Origin of the sequence: Stenotrophomonas sp. 2YAF22 (assembly GCF_052114665.1) — a bacterium.
Taxonomy (GTDB): Bacteria; Pseudomonadota; Gammaproteobacteria; order Xanthomonadales; family Xanthomonadaceae; genus Stenotrophomonas; species Stenotrophomonas indicatrix.
In genome coordinates, this window is the sequence record NZ_JBFRFE010000692.1 from 1 (window position 1) to 2088 (window position 2088).

A 2088-nucleotide genomic window follows, 5' to 3' on the forward strand; every position below is an offset into this window, starting at 1 on the left:
CGCCAAGTACATCTCCTACCTGGAAGAGGCACGCGTGCGTTGGATGCTGGGCGTGGAAGGCGTGTCGATGAACGACCGCATCGCACCGGTGGTGGCTGCCACCAACGTCAACTACCGGTTGCCGATCGTGTGGCCCAACGACATTCTGGTCGAGCTGTTCGTCGAACGCCTGGGCAACAGCAGCGTGACCATCGGCCATCGCATCGTCGACCAGCAGGACGAGTCGAAGCTGTATTCGGACGGCAACGTGGTGGTGGTCTGGATGGACACGCAGACCGGCAAGAGCGCGCCGCTGCCGGACGCGATCCGCAGCGCATCCACCTGAAGGCAGTGCCGGCCGCTGGCCGGCACTCTCCCCACCGGGCATGGCCCGGCGCGACCGTTCCAATCAAAGGACTGACATGATCCACCAGACTGAACTGCGCGACCTGCTGCCCGGCATGGTCCCCTTCCCCGCCGACGTGTTCCCGGATGACCAGGCCTGGCTTGGCCAGCATCTGCTGCCGCTGCTGAAGATCGACCTCGGCGTGCTGCGCCCGGAACTGGCCGGCCAGGCCGCGACCCTGCTGTGTCCGATCGAGCCCTATGAAGGCTGCATCGGCGAAGCCACCGAAGAACACCACAACGCGTTCACCGGCACCAACTGGATCGCTTTTGAATTGACCGCCGACAACCGCATGCGCTTTCTCGGCGACGAGGGCTACTTCATCGGCGACCAGGTGCAGGACAAGCACGCGCTGGAGCACATCACGGAGATGCGTGAGAGCTACAGCAAGGCACGTGCGTACTTCCAGCAGCATGGACGCCTGGCCAGCTATTCGCGCTATGGCGACGGCGAGCCCGGCGAGCAGGCCTACCTCGATGTGCTGGGTGGGCAGATCTCGACCGGCAACTGGATCGAAACCGCGGAGATTCCGGCCGCCTTCGCACTGGCGTTCACCGAGGCTGCCGACGACCGCCATGCGCCGGACGATGCCGAGTGCGCGATCATCACCCGCGATGGCAACAAGTTCTTCGCCGTGGCAGAAGTGGCCGGCTACAACTGGTGTGCAACCGGTGCCGATGCGATCGTGATGCTGTACGAGCCGGAAAGCCGCACGGTGCTGTTCTCGTACGACTGGTCGTAAGCCCCACCGCGCTGCGCGCTCGCCGGGCATGGCCCGGCGGAACGAGCGCCGCGTTACGGCGCGGCCTTGCGCACTATCAGGGCCGTGCTGACTTCGGTGCCCCCCTCCAGTTGCACCTGCAGCCACACGGGCTGCCCCTCCTCCAATACGCGCCTGCCGTCCATCAACATCAGGTGCAGGCCGCCGGGCTTGAGCACGGCGCGTTCGCCCGGCGCCAATGGCAGGCGCTCGACAGCACGCATGCGGCTGACCCCGTCGACGATCCGGGTCTCGTGCAACGACACATCACCGAAACTCGCACTGCGCGCACCGATGATGGTCACCGCGGTGGAGCAGCCGTTGCGGATCACGCCATAGCCCGCAGTCATGGGCGTCGCCGTCGGGCTGGGCGGCAGACGTACCCAGCCCTGCTCGACGGTGACGCACTTCGTCTCGGCGGCGGAAGCCGATGCTGCGGCCGCACACAGAACCAACAGTACGCCAACGAATGGTTTGGTTATCATCGCCCAGGTTCCTTCTTCGCAACGAGACCCGCAGCATGACGACGCTCATCGAGGTGATCAACCATGGCCCCATCCGCGAACTGCGACTGGCGCRGGCGCCGGTCAATGCACTGGACACCGAGCTGTGCCGGCAGTTGATCCATGCCATCGAACTGGCGATGGCCGAGGACGCGCACGGCATCGTGCTGTCCGGCAGCGAGCGCATCTTCACCGGCGGCATGGACGTGCCGCACCTGCTCTCGCATGGCGATGACAAGCACAAGCTGCTGGACACCTGGAACGCGTTCTTCGGCGCGGTACGCACGCTGGCCGAGAGCCGCATTCCTGTGGTTGCGGCGATCACCGGCCATGCACCGGCGGGCGGCTGCGTGCTGGCCCTGTGCTGCGACTACCGGGTGATGGCACGCAGTGCCGATCCGGCGCGCCCGTATGCCATCGGCCTGAACGAAGTGCAGGTC

The 2088-nt window shown here is 65.9% G+C and carries 4 protein-coding genes; 3 read left to right on the forward strand and 1 reads right to left on the reverse strand.

The features are described 5' to 3' along the window. Positions 1-325: acyl-CoA thioesterase (locus AB4Y84_RS19985; protein WP_442250760.1), on the forward strand; the 325-nt coding region annotated here is incomplete at its 5' end. 76 nt (positions 326-401) lie between these two features. Beyond that, the gene (locus AB4Y84_RS19990) at positions 402-1127 is read left to right on the forward strand and encodes an enolase (protein ID WP_442243821.1); all 726 of its coding nucleotides are present in this window, start codon (positions 402-404) and stop codon (positions 1125-1127) included. A 53-nt stretch (positions 1128-1180) separates the two neighbouring features. Here the strand turns inward: AB4Y84_RS19990 and AB4Y84_RS19995 are convergent, their stop codons facing one another. After that, entirely contained in the window at positions 1181-1630 is a 450-nt protein-coding gene (locus AB4Y84_RS19995) for a copper chaperone PCu(A)C (protein WP_442243822.1), read from the reverse strand. 35 nt (positions 1631-1665) lie between these two features. On the opposite strand from AB4Y84_RS19995, the gene AB4Y84_RS20000 reads away from it, so the two are divergent. Further along, positions 1666-2088: enoyl-CoA hydratase/isomerase family protein (locus AB4Y84_RS20000; protein WP_442250761.1), on the forward strand; the 423-nt coding region annotated here is incomplete at its 3' end.